Below are 18,623 nucleotides of genomic sequence, written 5' to 3'. Positions count from 1 at the left end.
GTTGGGCGTCCGTTATTTTTTTTGCACCACTCTAATAACTTTAATCAATATTAATAGACCCAATAGTCCCCATAACACTGGATAGAGTAAAATGATAAAGTCATAATGATGTCTACCGTTAATTTCAAAGCTAGTCTTCTTAATTAGGTCAGCTTGTCCCAAAATTTTCTGCTTGTCTGTTGTTATAATGAAGTACCTTATCTTGAATTCTGAGGCCTCATTGTTAGGATACTCAAACCAATTTGATATTTCAATTCGTTGTCCTGGGCATATTTTTATTTTCTCACTTTTTAACAAACTTTCCTCTTTGATCCCACCTAAAGAGTCAAATTGTAATTCATTAATGTCGGCAATTCTTGTTTTAACTTTCTTGCATAGGATTTCCTTATCATTATATGTTTCTGAAATAGCTATCTCAAGACTGTCGACCGTGAAGCATTTATCTGTCACGAAATACGTATGAGAGCCAATTGTCCGAGTAGCCGGACTTATTGAATGCTCAGATTCAATAAATAAATCGTCCGTTAATACTAATCGATTGTTGTTGTCCATATCAGCTCCCTTTTGCTCAACAGATGTTTCCCAGTCACCTCTCGTCATGATAATGTACAACTGCAACAAACCTGTCAACAGGATAAATATTAAGAGTTTGTCTTTGATAAATTTCATTTAAAAAATAATGGCGCCCAACGTTTTGGGTTTGTTTAGTGGCGGATAAATCCAACGGATTTGTCCGCCTACACGAATATAAATAAACTTGTTGACACTACGGGCGACTGTGTCGCCCGCCATTAAACAAACCCGGTGTTGCCGGCTGTGCGCCTCCACTCAGTCCGTCTTTTATATATACATTGTCCGCTTTCTCTGAACATTCATGGACAGTATGGAAACGCAACTTTTATATAAGCACTTTTATAATTCTTACTGTTCAGAAATACAGAACCATGTAGGCTTGAATGTCTGTTGTTATAATAGCTGATATTCATAAGTGCGATAATAAATCTGTCAACTCGATTTGAAAATCTATAAATTGTCACATTGTCGTCTTCCAATTGGATTTTAGTCTGAACACATTTTTCAAAGTCGTAGGGATTTTTAATTTCCTTTGCGTCTAAGTGGCAATACAAGCAATGAGACATTAAGAAAATATCGGAATTGTCATAAATTTCGTCCGAGATGATTCTGTCCCCGGTCATATAGTCTGGATTGTTACTTAAAAATGAGATTACCTGGTCATTCGTTCTTTTAACATATATATAACTGTCTGTCAAAGTAACTGTGTCTACTAGATAAACGCTTTTCGTTATCTGGTCACTGTCGAAATTCAAGTCTTGGTATATTTTGGTTTGAGAAGTCTGATTAGAACTTTTGCAATTCGCTAGTAGAATTGTCATTAGGAGGAATCTAAAAATTACAATTCTCGTCATCGAGTCTTTCTCATTAGTATTTTGTCTGTCTTTGTTTTGTGCGCATTGCCGGCAACGTTTGGGTTTGTGCAGTGGCGGGCATAGGAGGGCTTGGCAATGTAGCGAAGCGGAATGCCAAGACCGACCAGTTGCGCCTTGTCCCACGTGACAATTTAAATAAAGAAACCGAAAGTTATGAGGACACCGAACCCCGCCATTGCACAAACCTTTTGTTGGCGGTAGTGGCATTTCACGCTCTCGATAATTTTAAGATTCTCAACGCTCCCCTTGTCACGATTACAAAAACTATTGTCCCAATAATTAAGTCCGGCTTGTTGGAATTAAAAAAGTAGACCAGTCCACCGGCCAAAATTACTCCCATATTTATAATGACGTCATTTGATGTAAATATCATGCTTGCTTTCATGTGGGCCTCATTGCTCTTTGTCCGTTGTAGTAAGTACAAACAAATTCCGTTGCCGATTAATGCAAAGATTGAAACGATAATCATTGTCGTGTAGTCGGGGGGATTGTCTGCCGAAACGAACCGTCTGATTACTTCAATGAAACCAACTATTGCTAAAATCATTTGAAAATATCCACTTAGTCGGGCTACATTTTTCTTTGCTTGAACTGTCCGTCCTACGGCATATAAACTTAGTCCGTAAACTAAAGCGTCCGCCAGCATGTCTAAGCTGTCGGCCACGAGCCCCATTGATTTTGAAATGAGTCCCGTTATGCTCTCAACTGCAAAAAAACCGAAATTGATTAGAAGAACTGTCCACAGTAACTGTCGTTCATCTTTTTTGTTGTCAAGGTTTAAGTCGGTCGTTATTTTCTCAGTCCCAATTCTTTTTGAATTTAGTTTTAAGTCGTCTATTGATTTTTCTATCTCGTTGGTCAGTCCGTCATGATAAACTGTCAGCCTACGTTTTTCTAAATCAAAGTCCAGGTTTTTAATGTTTGTGAAACTGTCCAGCTTCATTCTTATCAACGTCTCCTCTGATGGGCAGTCCATCTTTGTAATCTCAAATGTCGATTTGTCCATTTGCTCACTCATCTTAAATGCCATTACCGCCAACGTTTGTGTTTCTGCAGTGGTGCGCTTCCGAAGCCGCGTCTTGTCCCACGAAACCAAACGTTGAACGAAGATAAATATTTATAGCTTACATGTCACCGCACCATTGCAGAAACATGTTGTTGGGTGCTGGGCGTTTCTGTCGACCGTTATCTGTCAATGAGTCTTTGTCAGTCGTTACAGTCAATGTAGTCGAACGAGTCCAAGTCATGCGTTAAGTCAAGGTCAGACGGAAGCGTCCAGCACTTATGTTATCTTCAAAATAAATCTCTCCAAAAAAGTCATTGGCTTTAATTCCTTTGTCCTGGTGCATAGATGAGTTGTCATAAAGGGATTAGTACTTTGGTCCGCAATTTCCATTTTTAATTTCTTGTCCCCTTTGAATGAGTATACGATGTATTCCTTCTCTTTATCAAATCGATTTCCACAATCAGCTTCTCCACCAGTCGTGATAATTGTAATTTGATTTTGAAATTCTTTTAATTGTTTCCCTTTATAAACTCTTGTAACCTCAAAAGTAAATTCAATCCGTCTATATTCAATTTTATAATCTGTCCCCGTTACCGTTTCTGTAGTATTGATTTCATTAACTTCTACGACTCGTCCACGAAACACAAAGTCAGCACCTCTTTGTCCCTTTATTACACCAACACGTTCACACGAACAGGAATAGATGTCTGTCATGATAAAGACTAGTCCAATGATAATCAGTAACTTCATTTTTCTTTAACGCCTTGCACCCAACGTTTGGGTTTGGGCAGTGGCGGGAATAGGAGCGCTAAAAAATGGAGCGAAGCGGAATGTTTAGCGCGACCTTCACGTCACAGTCCCCCGTGGGCAAACGTTGTAGTGAAGATAGAAATTTATACGTACACATCACCCCGCCATTGACCAAACCTGGTGTTGTGCGCTGGTTTTTTTTAACTGGTTGTGTAATAGTCTATCAATAATTCCTCACCACGTCTCCACTTTATCCAGCCACTCTTTATTTCAATCCTATTTTGTCCTTCGTCACAATGGTCAGTCGTGAAAATTTCAATCCAGTCTCCTTTTAAAGATTTCACTTGAAAACAGTCCCGACCTTCATATTTTATTTCGTCAGCCGTGTCACTAGGTTGTTTTCTTATTATTTGTTTATGATCGGCAAGTCTGCCCACCCCAAACATTTGCTTTAAGTATTCTTCCCAAGTCAAGAATATTGTCGTCTTATTCTTTTTAATCCAGTAAGTCTGTCCGTTGTCGTTGTTCACAATAAGTTCTAACCATTCACCATTTGTCGATTTACACCTAAAGTTAAATTGTGAGTAGTCAAGCCATAGTACTTCGGGTTTTAACCAAGTCTGTTCAGTTTTCAGATTCTTTATATTCCAACTCTTTATCTCTTTGTCGTCAAAGAATTCGATTCTCTTTGAATGTACTTTGTCAGTCGGCTTAGTGTAAAAGTCAATTATTGTCTTGTCGTCAAATTCTATTTTTACAATTCCCGTCCCAAGTGTCACTTGTCCGTAACTCCGTGTCAGAATTGTCATTAATAATATTGCAGTCCAAACTCTCATAAAAAAACTTGCGCACAACGTTTGAGTTTATGCAGTTGCGGGATTAGGAGGGTTTAAAAATGGAGCGCAGCGGAATGTTAAACCCGACCTGCTGTAAAATTGTCCCCCGTGACCGAACTGCATTTGAAACATACATTTAAATTTAACACTACACCCCGCAATTGCATAAACTTTTTGTTGGGTGCCGTTCCTTTTTTCACTCAATCTGTTTCTCTCTCACCGTCAGTAATGATTCCAGTAAACTCAAGTTCTTCAAGTCCCGCGTACCAAGTTCTTCTTGTCCTGTCAACCCTTACGTTAAAGAGTCGTTTGTAACCTTTTCGTCTTTCTAACTCGTTATGAATTCGATGTCCGTCCGATATTTCGTCAGCGAAAATAGGAGCCTGATATTCTGTCGCTATGTCAAAGTATTCTCGAAGTCCTTGGATGTCATTTGAGTTATACTCTTGATACCATATTTTAAACTTGCGATTGAAGATTTGTCCGTATCCAGGGAAATAACTACAATCTTTACCCCGCCCAAATAGTTCAGCAAACCTGTCGGTTTTGTAATAGACCATTTCTGTAGTGCCAACTTTTAAAGGTTCAATTCTGTTTGCTCTGAAACATTGTCCCAAGGTTTTCTGAGAGCTAGTCCACTTGGGGTATTTGTTTTGATATTCTAATTGTTCTTGTATTTCTTCTTTAGTTCTTTTGGGCTCACTTGTTGTCACTATGAATTGCACGCCACTTTGACTTTCGACTTGTCCTCTACCTCCTGAGTTTAGAAATCCAATTGCACCGTTCAAGTATTGAGAAAGCCTGACTCCGTCAAAAACTTTAAATATCAACGGATTCCCACTCGAACGAATTATCTTAACTGCGTCACTAAAAGGCTCAATGTCAATAATTGATTTTAAAGGAATCGTTAGATTCTTGTCGTTATTCTTGAAGAGAATTCTCTTGGTTGTTAGATTAAGAGTTCCAGTGCCTTTTGATTGATTAACTGTTTCTTTCTCTTGACTTATATTATATGAACCGACACTATAACTAACTCCTTTCATGATATTCATTCGAACTCTTGGGCCAGCATAATTCACTCTCGTTGTTATTTGTTTCCTTTCCAATAATTCCGCAGACCTGTTCTTGTAAATACATTGCTCATCTTTTTGAAGAATGAAATCGGAGTCGTAATTGGGAAATATTCCGTTTTGCAATTCCCAGTTCAAAATATTGTATTCAAACTTAGTCTTAACTTTTTCAACGGTGTTAAAGTCATCAATTCCCATTTCCAAACTTTTTGAAACAATTTCATCAACTCCGTCCGGGCTTAATGACCGATTTGAATCAATCATCTTCTGCGCAAAAAACTCTACCCTTCCTTTTTTTATTTTTTCTTTTATTTCTTGTCCTTCGTCTTCAGGGAATATTTCTCTGAAAAAGGATAAATACTTATCACCAAGGCGGTCAAGCTCATATATACTTACTCTTTTATCGAAGCCGTCAATTATCCTTTTTTTAATGTCTCTATAAAGTTCGGGGCTCCAAATATCCTTTCTGCTCAAATAGGTATGAATTACTCCCTTGTCAATATTAGGAAACTGTCGTATCGACTTGTCAACCGCAAGTGCGATTTTGAGTCCAATGAAGTAAGCCGCAATTGTTTGGAATATATTCATGGTCACTCTGTCTTAAAAGGAATGGCACCCAACGTTGGTGTTTATTTTGTTGCGGGTATAGGAGGTTTTAAAAATGGAGCGTAGCGGAATGTTAAAACCGACCTGCACGTCATTGTCCCCCGACACCGAACGAAATTAAGAAACAAAAATTACAACACCACACTGCACCCCGCAATAAAATAAACATAGTGTTGTGCACCGTGCGGTCTGTCGAACGTTATAAAAGAAACGAATCTTAGTCCACTGTTGCGAATTTTGTTTTGAAACCAGGTCTAAGTCCACCGTTATAGACAGACTGTACGGTGTCAACACGTGAGCGCGGGAAAATGCCGGAATTCTCCGCGGAACGAACTCTTGTCCACCGGCTGTAAAACTCTCCGCGTAAACGAGTCTTTTGTATTTCATTTTCAGTCCGTCCTTGTCTACTGAAGCCGAAATTGTCTCACAGTCAGCAAACGCAATTTTGAAACGTTAAAGTCGCGCGTTGGCAGTGTGTACCTAAAACTTTATTGATTTGAAGTCTGCCGTTATTGTCTGCGGAGACGAGTTTATGTCGTTAACGTTGTCACCCGTTGCGTAGGACTTTTTTGTCCGACCGCATGGTGCACAACGATTTGTGTTTATGACGGCTGCGGCTTTCGAAGCCGTCATTGTCCCCGTGGATGAACGAAATTAATAAAACAAAACTACATATCAGAGTATCACCCGCAGCTGGCATAAACACGGTGTTGTGCACCGGGCGTTTCTGTCGACCGTAATAGTTAAACGAATCTTTGTCGTTAGTCAGGTCATAATTTGTCCCATTAGTGAAAGTCGTTCACGATGTCAAAGGTCAGACGGAAATGACCGGTGTCAACACACTAAATCAATAAGTTGTCTATCTGAAAAAAACTTTGTGTACTGTAAATTCCATTCGTTTTTGCTCAATTCCTCTCTCGCTATAGGTTGCTGCAACTGGAGTGTCAACCGAAAGGTTTTGTATCGAGTCTAGCATTACTTTGTTATGAAATATTGTGTCGCTGTCCTGTGTACTTTGAAGATATTTGTTGATAAAGTCATTCAATGACATTGGGGCAACTGTCTTGACCCAACCATACTGTGATTTTGTTTTTTGGTCTATATGGTCCACAAAATAATGTCCTACGTAGCCTGTGTTTTTCTTTAGTCTTTTAGGTGTCACTATTAAGATTGCACCATCTTCAACGTTACACCTATTCTCCGGGCTAAATTTTGAGACAAGTAGTTTGTCGTAATATTTTATCTCCATTTATTAGTTTCTCTATGTCGTCTTTACGCCTGGTGCACAACGTTTTGGGTTTATGACGGCTGCGGTTTTCGAAGTCGTCATTGTCCCACGTGTACGAAACGAAGTTAGTAAAACCAAACTACATTTCAACCTGTCACCCGCAGCTGGCATAAACCTGGTGTTGCCGCCTGTGCGCGTCCACTGCTATTTATATTTGGACTTGTCTCAAGTCCGCCAATGTATAATTTTGGACGCGTCAGGCTCTATGTAAAACGTTGTCATTTGGTCAAGAGTCATTGGTTGCATTAATTCATTTTCATTATCTGCTCTTGTATTCACGTCCCTTAAGTCGAGTGAGTGGAAATTTTATCATGGCTCTCTTTATTGTCTATGGGGCATTCCTTATTACTTTTTGTCGATTTTAAGAACTTAACCTTAATAAATTTTATAACAAAAGTAGTTGCAATTATTAAGCTATAAATCAGTAGTCGATCTTCTCTGAGTTCATTCCCTTCATAGATAACAGCAATAATAGCCATTACCATCAAAACAGAAGTCGGTACAAAAAAGAACAAAAGGAAGTTTAATATTCTCAAAAAAATTGATTGTCCATTTATACTCATTGATGTCTATTAAATGTTGTATGCTTGCTGAAATCCTTTCAAAAAGTCGTTCTGTGTTTATTTTTTGAATTCAAGTCGTCCTTTACTTTTTAGCCCACACGTTTTTATCGGAGCGCATTGGCGGCAACGTTTGTGCTTGTGCAGTGCAGGGTATAGGAGCGCTAAAAAATGGAGCGTAGCGGAATGTTTAGCGCGACCTACGCGTCACTGTCAACCGTGACCAAACGTAATTTAAAAACTAATATACAAATAAACACCTAACCCCTGCATTGCACAAGCATGTTGTTGTAGGCCGTTCGCTTCCACCGTCATTTTATTGTCGACCGTGTCGACCACGAATTTGATTTGGAAGTGAAACGGCTCCATCTAATACATCGCTGTCGGTAGTTTAGTATTTTGAATTATCTGCGTCTCCAATTTTGTCCAAGGAAAGGAAAATTTGGTTATGTGTCTGAATATTGTTTTCCATTCATTGTCAATTGGTTTTTGCAATAATGATTTATAATCTGTCTCTGCTTTGCTAAATTTTAGAATTCTATATTCTCCAGTTATTAATCCCTTTACTGCGTCCACATATTCTTCGATTACTTCATCTGTCAGCGGAAACCATTCACACCAAATGTCCTTAGTCGATATATGAAGCTCGTCTTCATTTTGGAGATTTAAGTAAATGTCAAAATCTAGTCCAGGTTGTTTTAAAATGTCCATGCTGAGTTCAACGTGTTCTGGGTCTCTGTCAATTGTCATTGTCAGATTAGGAAACATATTTTGGATTTTCTCAAATACCTTGGCTGCTAATTCAATGTTACTTGTCTGTCCCATGTTATATGTCTGCGAACACCGAATTTTATAATTTAGCACTTCTCTGTCCACGGAGCCAAGCGAATGGCCTACAACGTTTGGGTTTGTGCAGTGGCGCTGGACAAAAATAGAAAATACTTTATCCTTATCCAGCGCCATTGCCACAAACCTGGTGTTGGCGGCAGTTTGCCAATTCATTTCTAGTCAGAATTTTGAGGGTTGGTCTTGAATCATTTTATCCATGGGGCGGACGGCAGGTACATCTGCGGAAGGGACTGCGGCTGAATGTCGGAGCGGAGATGAGCTGTCAGGAAGTGGTTTGGTGTTCCGTGCGTTGGGAGTAATGTCCTTTCTTTTGTCCATGGGGCGGACGGCAGGTACATCTGCGGAAAGGACTGCGGCTGAATGTCGGAGCGGAGATGAGCTGTCAGAAAGTGGTTTGGTGTTCCGTGCGTTGGCCTGCATTCTTTTTTTCATCGGTCGTGTATGTCCTGGTTTTAATGGGACATACACTATGTTGGCGTCTGTTTGCTCACTAATCTTTTATCGCAAATTGACGCCAACGTTGGTGTTTGTGCCATAGCGCTGGGTTAAAAATATAAAAATACTTTCATCCGATCCAGCGCTATGGACACAAACATATTGTTGTGTGCTGGCCAGCCGCAACTGCACTATAGTTTGGTCGTCCACGTAATTTGAACTCAAATCTGTATGCAAAAATCATCGACAACCCTGACCTCTGGGTTGGCATGAATTTTTGCCCAACTTGTACGATGTAGTAAGCCTGAATCTTTTTGAAGTCAGAAACTTCATTACGCAAAAACAGTTAACCATCCGGCCTCGTGATTGGAACTGTTTTTGCCCGCCCAATTTATCTTAAGAAATTGGGCGGCAGGCTTGCACATCAATGTATGTGTTTGTGCAGTGGCGCTGAATCAAAAATAAAAAAATTAAATTAATTCAGCGCCATTGACACAAACATGGTGTTGTGTGCTGTTGGTGCAGCGGTCAACACTGAATTTAAAGTCAAGAAGTGTTTTTAAGTCCAAATTATGAACATATAGATGGGTCTATATGTCTGTTGTTTGGACGGTCAAAAGGGATTTTACGGCTCAATAATCGTCTAAGTAAGTCGTAAAAGCCGTAATTAACCGTTTGTAATCGGTTGCCATCTGGATGATGTCCTCGATAACGGCTAACTTCGTCCCCAAGTCCTTGGAACGGGGTCACCCGTTTGAAAGTGCGAACTTTCCACGGTCTCACCGCAAGGACTTGAATCGAAATCATACTGATTTCTCTACCGTCTTACTTTTAGAAAACTGAGCTGAAATATAAAATCCTCTTTTGTAAAAACACTTTTTATCATTTCAGCTGCACCAATTGCACACAACGTTGGTGTTTGTGCCATAGCGCTGGGTTAAAAATATAAAAATACTTTCATCCGATCCAGCGCTATGGACACAAACATATTGTTGTGTGCTGGCCAGCCGCAACTGCACTATAGTTTGGTCGTCCACGTAATTTGAACTCAAATCTGTATGCAAAAATCATCGACAACCCTGACCTCTGGGTTGGCATGAATTTTTGCCCAACTTGTACGATGTAGTAAGCCTGAATCTTTTTGAAGTCAGAAACTTCATTACGCAAAAACAGTTAACCATCCGGCCTCGTGATTGGAACTGTTTTTGCCCGCCCAATTTATCTTAAGAAATTGGGCGGCAGGCTTGCACATCAACGATTTGGGTTTGTTTAGTGGCGGATAAATCCAACGGATTTGTCCGCCTACACGAATATAAATAAACTTGTTTACACTACGGGCGACTGTGTCGCCCGCCATTAAACAAACCCGGTGTTGTGGGCTGCCTGCCAGTCCCTACTTTTTTAAGGGTCCGTATATTGAGTCCGCTTTTTTCCAATTCTTTGAAAGAATGGGTCTTCGTTTTGTAGTCTCACCGTTTGATGGTTCTCCGGAAAAATGACAATATTTCTCAGGATAGTCATCGTTTTTATGCTCATCCCATTTTTTAAAAGCATCGTAACTAAATGGTCTTTGAATGTCAAATGGAATTGGAATACCTGTCCTAATACAATATCCTGTTAACTTGTCCGGTGAAGATTTCGTTTCTGCTTTTTTCTTCTCCGTCTTTGGTGGGGTATCTACTGTAACTTTTTTTACTGTCACTCTAATTTCTTCACTGATTGTCAGAAGTCGTTGAACTTCTTCAAGCGTGGCATTGTACAATTCACTGTCCTGTGACTTGGTAATGTAAATCCCCATTTCATTATTATTCTGCTGCGAGAATTCATATAAATTCATTGAAGTTATGATTGCTTCATTCTCGTTTAAATAGCACTTGGCATGTAAATTCTTACAAAGACTTGTCCGAATGCCAATTTGACTTTCTAACCAATTATTCTCTTCTGGTTGTAGTTTGTTTTCTCTGTAAACAATTCTTATGTCCCGTTTTTGAATATTAAGATTGCTGAGGTGCTCTTTTATCCTGTCCGTAAACTGTAAGTATGGGCTTATGAGTATCAGTCTGTCTTTTGTCCCCTTAATGAGTTCTTCTAGATGATAGGAAACTCCAGTCGTGTTCAGAAATTTTGCCATGTCTCTATTTATTTTTACTTGTCATTAGTTGTCCGAAATTTTTTAAGCAGGTTGCCCACAACGTTTGGGTTTGTGCAGTGGCGCTGGACAAAAATAGAAAATACTTTATCCTTATCCAGCGCCATTGCCACAAACCTGGTGTTGGCGGCAGTTTGCCAATTCATTTCTAGTCAGAATTTTGAGGGTTGGTCTTGAATCATTTTATCCATGGGGCGGACGGCAGGTACATCTGCGGAAGGGACTGCGGCTGAATGTCGGAGCGGAGATGAGCTGTCAGGAAGTGGTTTGGTGTTCCGTGCGTTGGGAGTAATGTCCTTTCTTTTGTCCATGGGGCGGACGGCAGGTACATCTGCGGAAAGGACTGCGGCTGAATGTCGGAGCGGAGATGAGCTGTCAGAAAGTGGTTTGGTGTTCCGTGCGTTGGCCTGCATTCTTTTTTTCATCGGTCGTGTATGTCCTGGTTTTAATGGGACATACACTATGTTGGCGTCTGTTTGCTCACTAATCTTTTATCGCAAATTGACGCCAACGTTGGTGTTTATTTTGTTGCGGGTATAGGAGGTTTTAAAAATGGAGCGTAGCGGAATGTTAAAACCGACCTGCTCCGTCATTGTCCCCCGACACCGAACGAAATTAAGAAACAAAAACTACAACGCAACACTGCACCCCGCAATAAAATAAACATAGTGTTGTGCACCGTGCGGTCTGTCGAACGTTATAATGAAAACGAATCGTAGTCCACCGTTACGAATTTTATTTTGAAAACAGGTCTAAGTCCACCGTTATAGACAGACTGTACGGTGTCAACACGTGAGCGCGGGCAAATGCCGAAACTGTCCGCGGAACGAACTCTTGTCCACCGACTGTAAAACTCCGCGTAACCGAGTCCATTGTCTTTTGTTTTTCAGTCCGTCATTGTCTGCCGAAGCCGAAGTTGTCTCGCAGTCAGCAAACGTAATTGTGAAACTTGATTGTCGCGCGATGGCAGTGTGAACCTAAAACTTTATTGATTTCTTATCTGCCGTTATTGTCTGCGGAGACGAATTTATCTCGTTAACGTTGTCACCCGTTGCGTAGGACTTTTCTGTCCGACCGCATGGTGCACAACGTTTGTGTTTGCGATGTGGCCGGCTTCCGAAGCCGCGTGTTGTCCTACGAACCCAAACGTTGTTGTTTAAAATTACTAAAATTTAATTTGTCACCCGGCCATAGCGCAAACATGTTGTTAGGGGCTGGCCGCATTTACTCCAAATCTCTTACAAGAACCTTCAATTCGTCAAATGTCCGCTTAACATCAAGTAACATCTTTTCCTTGTTTTCTCCGGTCAGCCCTCTTTTTCTTTTGTTCTCAGTCACAAAAATTGTCGGCTTGTCGTCAAATATTATCTCTGTCACGATACAGTTTGTTTTTCCATGGCACTTGTAACAATTGTCGATTGATTTGTGCTTTGTATAATATTCTTTCCATTCGTCATTCGAGTCAAATGTTGCCTCCATCACGAATACTTTCTTCAGAGTCCCGTCTTTAATGAAATATAGAGTCTCTGTCCCCGCTGCTTCTGCGTCTGTTAAACTACTTATTAAAACAATTGAGTCCTTGTCGTAGTAACCTGTCACGGAACCTACAAATGTTTTGTCGATAGAACTCTTTGTCGTCAGTTTTCCTTTACTTCTTAATTTCTCAATTGTCTTTGCGTAGTTGTCTGTCGTCTGCGACCAACCTTGTCCCGATACCAAAAATGTCAGTGCTATTAGTAAACGTATCATTGTCCAATGCGGCTTGCCCCTAACGTTTGGGTTTGTGCAGTGGCGCTGGACAAAAATAGAAAATACTTTATCCTTATCCAGCGCCATTGCCACAAACCTGGTGTTGGCGGCAGTTTGCCAATTCATTTCTAGTCAGAATTTTGAGGGTTGGTCTTGAATCATTTTATCCATGGGGCGGACGGCAGGTACATCTGCGGAAGGGACTGCGGCTGAATGTCGGAGCGGAGATGAGCTGTCAGGAAGTGGTTTGGTGTTCCGTGCGTTGGGAGTAATGTCCTTTCTTTTGTCCATGGGGCGGACGGCAGGTACATCTGCGGAAAGGACTGCGGCTGAATGTCGGAGCGGAGATGAGCTGTCAGAAAGTGGTTTGGTGTTCCGTGCGTTGGCCTGCATTCTTTTTTTCATCGGTCGTGTATGTCCTGGTTTTAATGGGACATACACTATGTTGGCGTCTGTTTGCTCACTAATCTTTTATCGCAAATTGACGCCAACGTTTGGGTTTGTGCAGTGGCGCTGGACAAAAATAGAAAATACTTTATCCTTATCCAGCGCCATTGCCACAAACCTGGTGTTGGCGGCAGTTTGCCAATTCATTTCTAGTCAGAATTTTGAGGGTTGGTCTTGAATCATTTTATCCATGGGGCGGACGGCAGGTACATCTGCGGAAGGGACTGCGGCTGAATGTCGGAGCGGAGATGAGCTGTCAGGAAGTGGTTTGGTGTTCCGTGCGTTGGGAGTAATGTCCTTTCTTTTGTCCATGGGGCGGACGGCAGGTACATCTGCGGAAAGGACTGCGGCTGAATGTCGGAGCGGAGATGAGCTGTCAGAAAGTGGTTTGGTGTTCCGTGCGTTGGCCTGCATTCTTTTTTTCATCGGTCGTGTATGTCCTGGTTTTAATGGGACATACACTATGTTGGCGTCTGTTTGCTCACTAATCTTTTATCGCAAATTGACGCCAACGTTTGGGTTTGTGCAGTGGCGCTGGACAAAAATAGAAAATACTTTATCCTTATCCAGCGCCATTGCCACAAACCTGGTGTTGGCGGCAGTTTGCCAATTCATTTCTAGTCAGAATTTTGAGGGTTGGTCTTGAATCATTTTATCCATGGGGCGGACGGCAGGTACATCTGCGGAAGGGACTGCGGCTGAATGTCGGAGCGGAGATGAGCTGTCAGGAAGTGGTTTGGTGTTCCGTGCGTTGGGAGTAATGTCCTTTCTTTTGTCCATGGGGCGGACGGCAGGTACATCTGCGGAAAGGACTGCGGCTGAATGTCGGAGCGGAGATGAGCTGTCAGAAAGTGGTTTGGTGTTCCGTGCGTTGGCCTGCATTCTTTTTTTCATCGGTCGTGTATGTCCTGGTTTTAATGGGACATACACTATGTTGGCGTCTGTTTGCTCACTAATCTTTTATCGCAAATTGACGCCAATGTATGTGTTTGTGCAGTGGCGCTGAATCAAAAATAAAAAAATTAAATTAATTCAGCGCCATTGACACAAACATGGTGTTGTGTGCTGTTGGTGCAGCGGTCAACACTGAATTTAAAGTCAAGAAGTGTTTTTAAGTCCAAATTATGAACATATAGATGGGTCTATATGTCTGTTGTTTGGACGGTCAAAAGGGATTTTACGGCTCAATAATCGTCTAAGTAAGTCGTAAAAGCCGTAATTAACCGTTTGTAATCGGTTGCCATCTGGATGATGTCCTCGATAACGGCTAACTTCGTCCCCAAGTCCTTGGAACGGGGTCACCCGTTTGAAAGTGCGAACTTTCCACGGTCTCACCGCAAGGACTTGAATCGAAATCATACTGATTTCTCTACCGTCTTACTTTTAGAAAACTGAGCTGAAATATAAAATCCTCTTTTGTAAAAACACTTTTTATCATTTCAGCTGCACCAATTGCACACAACATTTGTGTTTATGCTATGGCGTATATTTCATATATAGCATGAGATGCCAATCTAACCCGAAATTTCCTTATTTCCAGCTCAATTTCAAGGATATATTTTTTGTGCACCACCATTATTCAGGTACAATTTCGTCATCTCCCCGCAATTGTTTCGTGGCGGCTAATTGGTCCAGCGGACTAACCACTTTATCTAAACCAAAGCGTGTAACCTTGGCGTAAATCTCTGTTGTTTTGGCCGACTCATGACCCAATAGAATCTGAATATATCGCGTGGCGGTACCTGATTCAAGCAAATGTGTGGCAAAAGAATGACGCAACATGTGCGATCTCACATTCTTTTTAATACCGGCCCGCATCGCTGCCCGCTTCAATACTTTTTGCAAACTGGTTGAACTGTATCGCTCACCAGAAACACCTTCAAACAACCAATACCCGGGTTTGTATTCGGTTATATATTGCCTCAACATCGGCATTAAACTTTGTGCCATCACACTGTGGCGGTCTTTACGACCTTTTCCGCCTCTTATCAACACTATGCCACGGTCAAAATCAATGTCGCCAATGCGAAGGCCTAGTAATTCACTGCGCCTGAGCCCCGAAGCGTACATTACCATTAACATGGCGCGATGCTTCAAATTGCCTGCGTTATCAAAAATCGCCATCACTTCTTCCTGGCTCAATACTTCCGGCAATCTTTTTTCTTTCATGGGGCGCTCCAGGTCATACACCTTTCGCTCTTGCTTTAGCATCTTCTCATAGTAAAATTTAATTGCATTGATCGCCTGGTTTTGTGCCGACACACTTAATTTTTTATGTTCAATTAAATGCAGCATGTAATGTTGAATCTCATCTTCACCTAATTCTTCAGGGTAACTTTCGGGGAAGAATTGAAGAAACAATTTAAATTGTTCAGTGTACGTCTTCTGTGTGCTCTCGCTATAGTTTTTAAATTTCAGCTTTCTACGCATTGCTTCAAGCGCCCGTTCCCGCGATTCTTTTGGAGAGAGAATGCCAGCCTCAGTGAATACCGGTTCCGTAATTGCTTCAACCGCTATTGGCTCAACAACGGGTTCTGCCGTGGCTTTTTCTTTTACAATTTGATGAAGTTCTTTTGTCTTCAACGCACGTATATCAAGCCACACCTTGCCCTTAAGGACACTAAAGATTGAATTGAAGGCTTCCTTCGTATCAGGCAAATACCAACAGGTGTGTGTTTTACTGAATTTAATATCAGGAATGTTTTTTACGAGTTTAATGATCGTGTAGTCCTTGGGAAAGAATAACCCTATACAATCCATTTCCCGATGGTGAATGCGCTTCACCCGAATTGTTTTAGCCAACATATCGTATTCGGTTTGGTGAATGAGTGGTTGAATATAGTGGAAGTCGGGGCCAAAATCCAGCGAAAGCGGTGGGTACATCGCAGATTTTAGTATCTTAAAACCACCAAATCCTCAACTATGCAAGCCAACGTCCTCACCGAAATATTTCTGCCCGTAGCCCTCGGCATCATTATGCTCGGTATGGGCCTCGCCCTCACACTTGAAGATTTTAAACGCGTGGCGCTTTTTCCCCGGGCCACTTTCGTGGGATTGTTTTGTCAGCTGATTGTGTTGCCACTGGTGGCGTTTGCCATGCTGCAGGTACTCAGTCTGCCGCCCGAACTGGCCGTTGGGGTAATGCTGCTTTCGTTTTGCCCGGGTGGGGCAACATCAAACCTGCTGTCAAACCTGGCACGTGCCGATGTAGCCTTATCGATCACGCTCACGGCTATCTCCAGCATGATTACAGTATTCACCATTCCATATTTTGTTAACCTATCGATGGAGTATTTTATTGGCGAAGGCAAATATGTGGAATTACCTGTGCTCAAAACCATGTTGCAGATTGTGGTCATCACCATCATTCCCGTTTCCATCGGCATGCTTATTCGATGGAAATTTCCGGAGGGTGCGAAGCGATCGGAGAAACCGGTAAAAATTGCATCGGCTGTTTTCATTACGCTGGTTATTCTGGGGGCTATCCTGAAGGAGAAGGATAACATTGCCGGATATTTTGTTCAGGTTGGTGTTATTACGTTGCTCATAAATGTGGTTATTCTGGCTGGCGGATACCTGATGGGAAAATTATTCCGGCTAAGCCATCCGCAACGTGCTGCGGTTTCTATTGAATCCGGAATTCAAAACGGTACACTGGCCATTGCCATCGCCACAAGCAGTTTGTTGTTAAACAATTCACAGATGTCGATACCGGCCGCGGTATATTCACTCATCATGTTTGCTACCGGTGGTGTGGCGGTTTACCTCTACAGCCGCAATGTGATGTTTGATCGTGCCTGATTAAATTTTCAGACAGGTTATGATTTTCTGTTTCGGATGGATAAATCCGAGTATTTTTGGTTTTTATTGATATGGAAAATCCGGTTATAATTTTTGGTGCAGGTTATTTAGGCCGCATTGCCAAGGAAATTTTTGAAAGCAACGGTAATGTGGTATATGGATTTCTGGACGATGATAAAAAACTTCACGGAACTGAAATAGATGGCGCCACGGTGTTGGGCAGTACCGATGATGATGGCTTCCTGAAACTGATCGGCAAAAAGTGTGAAGCCTGTATCGCGGTGGATGATAATCGTATTCGTAAAAGTCTGGCAAAAATGCTCAACGAGGTGCGCCACGTGCAGCCGGTAAACAGCATTCACAGCCGTGCGTTCCTGGCGCAACATGTTTCGCTGGGGCATGGCAACTTTATTGAGGCTGGTGTTCAGGTGGGTGTGGGCACTACATTGGGCAATCATACCATCCTGCAGGCGGGTGCGCTCATCGGTGCTTCCGTTAACCTGGCCGATTTTGTTCAGGTAGGAGCCGGAAGTATTATTAACTCGGGGGTTGTGGTTGAAGCGGAAGCGTTCATCGGATCTGGAGTAACCATTGTGTCTGGCGTTACGGTGGGGAAGGGTGCACGCATTGGTGCGGGGTCGGTGGTGATTGCACCGGTAAAGGCAGGCGAAACTGTTTTTGGAAATCCTGCTCAACCTGTAAGTCGTTAACGGTATGCCAAAAGTTTCTGAAACGGATTTGATCTTAAATAAAGATGGTAGTGTTTACCACCTCAACCTGTTGCCCAAGCATGTTGCAGATATCGTTATTGCGGTAGGCGATCCGGGTCGGGTATATAAGGTAAGTCAGTATTTCGATGAGGTAGAGTTTGAAATGAACAAGCGCGAGTTCATTACACACACCGGTCATTTTAACGGCAAGAAAATTTCAGTGATCAGTACGGGCATCGGCACGGATAATGTTGAAATTTTCATGACGGAGCTGGATGCACTGGTGAACATGGATTTAAAAACCCGTGAACCGAAATCGCGAAAGAAAAAACTGAAGATTATTCGCATCGGCACTTCGGGTGCGTTGCAAGAAGATATTCCGGTGGGTTCACATTTGGTTACCGACTATGCTGTGGGCATCGATAACCTGATGGGATTTTATGAAGTGCCGTTTACAAAATTTGAAAAAAGTATTGCAAGTGATATCCGCAAAAAGGTGAAGCTTCCGTTTTTGCCTTATGTAGTTCAGGGTTCATCGGCACTGCTTTCACGCATCGGCCACGATATGATCAAAGGCAACACCATCACCACACCGGGTTTTTATGCTCCGCAAGGTCGTAAGGTACGCGCAGCAACACGTATGCCGAAATTGCTGGATGATTTCAATTACTATCATAACAAGACCAGCGATTTCTGGTTAACGAATTTTGAAATGGAAACGGCAGCGCTTTACGCGATGGGTCGTTTGCTTGGCCATGATATGTTGAGTGCCAATGCCATTATTGCCAACCGAATCAAAAACAAGTTCGCCAAAGATCCCGAAAAGGTGGTGGATACACTAATCAAAACGGTGCTGGAGCGGATTTGAGTTGAAAATTACGAAGCGAATAATTTGGAGATAAGTTTGTAACTTTGATTT

18 protein-coding genes are annotated in these 18,623 nt (G+C 41.9%); 8 read left to right on the top strand and 10 right to left on the bottom strand.

Annotation, left to right across the window (positions count from 1 at the left end; translation table 11 throughout):
* Positions 1–12: 12 nt before the first annotated feature.
* From QY309_13020 to QY309_12990, 7 genes are all read right to left on the bottom strand, one after another.
* Positions 13–669, bottom strand: coding sequence for a hypothetical protein (locus QY309_13020; GenBank protein ID WKZ58787.1), 657 nt, complete (start codon positions 667–669; stop codon positions 13–15).
* 987 nt (positions 670–1,656) lie between these two features.
* Positions 1,657–2,454, bottom strand: coding sequence for a cation transporter (locus tag QY309_13015; protein ID WKZ61704.1), 798 nt, complete (start codon positions 2,452–2,454; stop codon positions 1,657–1,659).
* A gap of 276 nt (positions 2,455–2,730) precedes the next feature.
* The gene (locus QY309_13010) at positions 2,731–3,168 is read right to left on the bottom strand and encodes a hypothetical protein (protein WKZ58786.1); all 438 of its coding nucleotides are present in this window, start codon (positions 3,166–3,168) and stop codon (positions 2,731–2,733) included.
* 236 nt (positions 3,169–3,404) lie between these two features.
* Positions 3,405–4,013: a hypothetical protein gene (locus QY309_13005; protein WKZ58785.1), complete on the bottom strand. Its 609-nt coding sequence runs from the start codon at positions 4,011–4,013 to the stop codon at positions 3,405–3,407.
* Positions 4,014–4,240: 227 nt separating this feature from the next.
* Positions 4,241–5,698, bottom strand: coding sequence for a hypothetical protein (locus QY309_13000; protein WKZ58784.1), 1,458 nt, complete (start codon positions 5,696–5,698; stop codon positions 4,241–4,243).
* Between the two features lie 877 nt (positions 5,699–6,575).
* Positions 6,576–6,965 (bottom strand): hypothetical protein, encoded by a 390-nt coding sequence (locus QY309_12995; GenBank protein WKZ58783.1) that lies wholly within the window; start codon positions 6,963–6,965, stop codon positions 6,576–6,578.
* A 968-nt stretch (positions 6,966–7,933) separates the two neighbouring features.
* Entirely contained in the window at positions 7,934–8,566 is a 633-nt protein-coding gene (locus QY309_12990; protein WKZ58782.1) for a hypothetical protein, read from the bottom strand.
* A gap of 43 nt (positions 8,567–8,609) precedes the next feature.
* Between QY309_12990 and QY309_12985 the strand changes: the two genes are divergently transcribed.
* Complete coding sequence (locus QY309_12985; GenBank protein WKZ58781.1) at positions 8,610–8,951, top strand: hypothetical protein; 342 nt, start codon at positions 8,610–8,612, stop codon at positions 8,949–8,951.
* A 1,290-nt stretch (positions 8,952–10,241) separates the two neighbouring features.
* Here the strand turns inward: QY309_12985 and QY309_12980 are convergent.
* The gene (locus tag QY309_12980) at positions 10,242–10,979 is read right to left on the bottom strand and encodes a phospholipase D family protein (GenBank protein ID WKZ58780.1); all 738 of its coding nucleotides are present in this window, start codon (positions 10,977–10,979) and stop codon (positions 10,242–10,244) included.
* A 207-nt stretch (positions 10,980–11,186) separates the two neighbouring features.
* Here QY309_12980 and QY309_12975 point away from each other — a divergent pair, with 207 nt between their 5' ends.
* Positions 11,187–11,537, top strand: a complete 351-nt coding sequence (locus QY309_12975; protein ID WKZ58779.1) for a hypothetical protein — start codon at positions 11,187–11,189, stop codon at positions 11,535–11,537.
* Between the two features lie 684 nt (positions 11,538–12,221).
* On the opposite strand, the gene QY309_12970 is transcribed toward QY309_12975, so the two are convergent.
* A complete protein-coding gene (locus QY309_12970; protein WKZ58778.1) occupies positions 12,222–12,872 on the bottom strand; it encodes a hypothetical protein in 651 nt (216 codons plus the stop codon).
* A gap of 43 nt (positions 12,873–12,915) precedes the next feature.
* Here QY309_12970 and QY309_12965 point away from each other — a divergent pair, with 43 nt between their 5' ends.
* Genes QY309_12965 through QY309_12955 form a run of 3 tightly spaced genes read left to right on the top strand, consistent with a single transcriptional unit; the run spans position 12,916 to position 14,199 of the window.
* Positions 12,916–13,371 (top strand): hypothetical protein, encoded by a 456-nt coding sequence (locus tag QY309_12965; protein ID WKZ58777.1) that lies wholly within the window; start codon positions 12,916–12,918, stop codon positions 13,369–13,371.
* Between the two features lie 12 nt (positions 13,372–13,383).
* On the top strand, positions 13,384–13,839 hold the full coding sequence (locus QY309_12960; GenBank protein WKZ58776.1) for a hypothetical protein: 456 nt from the start codon (positions 13,384–13,386) through the stop codon (positions 13,837–13,839).
* Between the two features lie 12 nt (positions 13,840–13,851).
* The gene (locus tag QY309_12955; protein ID WKZ58775.1) at positions 13,852–14,199 is read left to right on the top strand and encodes a hypothetical protein; all 348 of its coding nucleotides are present in this window, start codon (positions 13,852–13,854) and stop codon (positions 14,197–14,199) included.
* A 569-nt stretch (positions 14,200–14,768) separates the two neighbouring features.
* On the opposite strand, the gene QY309_12950 is transcribed toward QY309_12955, so the two are convergent.
* Positions 14,769–16,076, bottom strand: coding sequence for a tyrosine-type recombinase/integrase (locus QY309_12950; protein ID WKZ58774.1), 1,308 nt, complete (start codon positions 16,074–16,076; stop codon positions 14,769–14,771).
* Between the two features lie 39 nt (positions 16,077–16,115).
* Here QY309_12950 and QY309_12945 point away from each other — a divergent pair, with 39 nt between their 5' ends.
* The 3 genes from QY309_12945 to QY309_12935 all read left to right on the top strand — a co-directional run bounded on the left by QY309_12945 (position 16,116) and on the right by QY309_12935 (position 18,572).
* Positions 16,116–16,994: a bile acid:sodium symporter family protein gene (locus QY309_12945; protein WKZ58773.1), complete on the top strand. Its 879-nt coding sequence runs from the start codon at positions 16,116–16,118 to the stop codon at positions 16,992–16,994.
* 71 nt (positions 16,995–17,065) lie between these two features.
* Positions 17,066–17,704, top strand: coding sequence for a NeuD/PglB/VioB family sugar acetyltransferase (locus QY309_12940; protein ID WKZ58772.1), 639 nt, complete (start codon positions 17,066–17,068; stop codon positions 17,702–17,704).
* A 4-nt stretch (positions 17,705–17,708) separates the two neighbouring features.
* Positions 17,709–18,572, top strand: coding sequence for a nucleoside phosphorylase (locus QY309_12935; GenBank protein ID WKZ58771.1), 864 nt, complete (start codon positions 17,709–17,711; stop codon positions 18,570–18,572).
* Positions 18,573–18,623: the final 51 nt, after the last annotated feature.

The sequence above is a fragment of the Cyclobacteriaceae bacterium genome (genome assembly GCA_030584025.1).
GTDB lineage: Bacteria > Bacteroidota > Bacteroidia > Cytophagales > Cyclobacteriaceae > UBA2336.
This window is presented reverse-complemented; position numbering and strand designations above follow the sequence as displayed.

What these genes read in the sequence shown, in the direction of transcription:
- QY309_12965 (WKZ58777.1), top strand. Translation starts at nt 12,916, where the DNA reads ATGGGGCGGACGGCAGGTACATCTGCGGAAGGGACTGCGGCTGAATGT.
- QY309_12945 (WKZ58773.1), top strand. Translation starts at nt 16,116, where the DNA reads ATGCAAGCCAACGTCCTCACCGAAATATTTCTGCCCGTAGCCCTCGGC.
- QY309_13000 (WKZ58784.1), bottom strand. Translation starts at nt 5,698, where the DNA reads ATGAATATATTCCAAACAATTGCGGCTTACTTCATTGGACTCAAAATC.
- QY309_12990 (WKZ58782.1), bottom strand. Translation starts at nt 8,566, where the DNA reads ATGAATTGGCAAACTGCCGCCAACACCAGGTTTGTGGCAATGGCGCTG.
- QY309_12980 (WKZ58780.1), bottom strand. Translation starts at nt 10,979, where the DNA reads ATGGCAAAATTTCTGAACACGACTGGAGTTTCCTATCATCTAGAAGAA.
- QY309_12995 (WKZ58783.1), bottom strand. Translation starts at nt 6,965, where the DNA reads ATGGAGATAAAATATTACGACAAACTACTTGTCTCAAAATTTAGCCCG.
- QY309_12940 (WKZ58772.1), top strand. Translation starts at nt 17,066, where the DNA reads ATGGAAAATCCGGTTATAATTTTTGGTGCAGGTTATTTAGGCCGCATT.
- QY309_12960 (WKZ58776.1), top strand. Translation starts at nt 13,384, where the DNA reads ATGGGGCGGACGGCAGGTACATCTGCGGAAGGGACTGCGGCTGAATGT.
- QY309_12970 (WKZ58778.1), bottom strand. Translation starts at nt 12,872, where the DNA reads ATGAATTGGCAAACTGCCGCCAACACCAGGTTTGTGGCAATGGCGCTG.
- QY309_13005 (WKZ58785.1), bottom strand. Translation starts at nt 4,013, where the DNA reads ATGACAATTCTGACACGGAGTTACGGACAAGTGACACTTGGGACGGGA.
- QY309_13020 (WKZ58787.1), bottom strand. Translation starts at nt 669, where the DNA reads ATGAAATTTATCAAAGACAAACTCTTAATATTTATCCTGTTGACAGGT.
- QY309_12955 (WKZ58775.1), top strand. Translation starts at nt 13,852, where the DNA reads ATGGGGCGGACGGCAGGTACATCTGCGGAAGGGACTGCGGCTGAATGT.
- QY309_12975 (WKZ58779.1), top strand. Translation starts at nt 11,187, where the DNA reads ATGGGGCGGACGGCAGGTACATCTGCGGAAGGGACTGCGGCTGAATGT.
- QY309_13010 (WKZ58786.1), bottom strand. Translation starts at nt 3,168, where the DNA reads ATGACAGACATCTATTCCTGTTCGTGTGAACGTGTTGGTGTAATAAAG.
- QY309_12985 (WKZ58781.1), top strand. Translation starts at nt 8,610, where the DNA reads ATGGGGCGGACGGCAGGTACATCTGCGGAAGGGACTGCGGCTGAATGT.
- QY309_13015 (WKZ61704.1), bottom strand. Translation starts at nt 2,454, where the DNA reads ATGGACAAATCGACATTTGAGATTACAAAGATGGACTGCCCATCAGAG.
- QY309_12950 (WKZ58774.1), bottom strand. Translation starts at nt 16,076, where the DNA reads ATGTACCCACCGCTTTCGCTGGATTTTGGCCCCGACTTCCACTATATT.
- QY309_12935 (WKZ58771.1), top strand. Translation starts at nt 17,709, where the DNA reads ATGCCAAAAGTTTCTGAAACGGATTTGATCTTAAATAAAGATGGTAGT.